The sequence below is a fragment of the Streptomyces sp. H39-C1 genome (assembly GCF_027158125.1).
Taxonomy (GTDB): Bacteria; Actinomycetota; Actinomycetes; order Streptomycetales; family Streptomycetaceae; genus Actinacidiphila; species Actinacidiphila fildesensis.
In genome coordinates, this window is record NZ_JAPVLS010000249.1 from 1 (window position 1) to 1,489 (window position 1,489).

Below are 1,489 nucleotides of genomic sequence, written 5' to 3' on the forward strand. Positions count from 1 at the left end.
TCTCCGGCGTCCGGAGCTTGACCCGCCGGTCCGCCTCGAGGTCCCAGCGCTGCGCGAACGGCGCGAGGCTCGGGGACAGGTCGTCCAGCACGTTGATCACCGTGCTGGCCGACATCTGTGCGCCCGATTTGGTCGCCTCGCTGATCTTGTTCCATGCTGCTGACACGTCCACGGTGTGCCTCTCAGGAGTCGTGGATGAGGGTCGGATCGCCGTTACAGCGGCGATCCGTCCCGCCTGTTTTCTGCCGGTTGATGCCCCCGGAAACCGGTGGTTGCGGTTTTCGGGTGGAAACACGCGATGACCTGCGAGTTTCCGGTTTCCTCGGTTTCCAGGAGGGGGGCCCTACGCGTGTGCGCGCGAGGAGGCCCGGTTTCCGGAGCGGCAGAAGGCCCCGAACGAGGACCGTCTGTCGATGTCCATACTGTGGTAGCACAGTTGCTGTGTCAAGGCGTACGCTGTGATAGCGAACTACACACTGACCACCACTTGAGGGAGCACCGTCATGTCTCTGGAGCGCACGCCCCCGTACCTCCAAGTCGTCGCGACGCTGAGGGAGAAGATCGTCAGCGGGAAGCTGTCGCACGGGGACAAGCTCCCGTCGGTGCGCGAGCTCGCGGCGGAGTACGAGATCTCGACCGCCACGGCCCAGAAGGTCCACAGGACGCTGAAGGCCGAAGGACTGGCCGAGGCGAAGCAGGGCGCGGCCACCACGGTGAGCACCCGGCGGACCCTGCACAGGACGGCCGCCGACCGGCTCGAAGCGGCGCTGACGACGGGCCGGATCTACACCGAGGGCGAGTACGCCGTCATCACGGCCGCCGACCTGTCCGAGCCGCCGGAGTGGGTGGCCGACCTCTTGGGCATCGAGGCCGGCGCCCACGCCGTGCGCCGCGAGCGCATCACCCACGGCTCCGACGATCAGCCGGTGAGCGCGTCCACGAGCTGGTTCTCCAGCGATCTCGCCGAGACCGTGCCCGCCTTGCTGGTGCGCGAACGGATCATCGGCGGCACCCCGTCCGCGATCGAGGCAGCGACCGGGCGCCGAGCCGTCGCGTCCGAGGAGGCGACCACCGCCGCCGCCGCATCCGAGGAACAGGCCAGGCTCTTGGGCGTCGCCCCCGGCGATCCTGTGTCGCTCAGCCGGAACGTCTACGTAGACGCACAAGGCGACCTGGTCGAGGTCGGCGAGGCCGTTGCGCCCGCTGGCCGCTGGCGTGTCCACCGCAGCTGAGCCAGCCACCAGCGCGTGAAGCCCCCCGCAGGATCATCGCGGGGGGCTTTCTGCTGTCCGGAGCTGTTAAGAGTTTCTCTACTGGATCAAGGCCCGCCGCTGGCGCGGCGGGCGGCCGGTGGCGCACCGGCCGCCGCTCCTGCCTCCGTCCCGCTCCGGCCGGACGCTCACCGGCCAACGGCTCACGCGGCACGGGCGGCACGCGATACGCGCGGCACGCGTTGAGGCGGCCACGCTGAGCGGTCTAGGTGGCCAGC

Annotated in this window: 1 protein-coding gene; it reads left to right on the forward strand. The window is 69.6% G+C overall.

Features of this window, described 5'->3' with window-relative positions; translation table 11 throughout:
* The first annotated feature begins 503 nt into the window (after positions 1-503).
* Complete coding sequence (locus tag O3W51_RS47995; RefSeq protein WP_269290397.1) at positions 504-1,232, forward strand: GntR family transcriptional regulator; 729 nt, start codon at positions 504-506, stop codon at positions 1,230-1,232.
* The last annotated feature ends 257 nt before the right edge of the window (positions 1,233-1,489 follow it).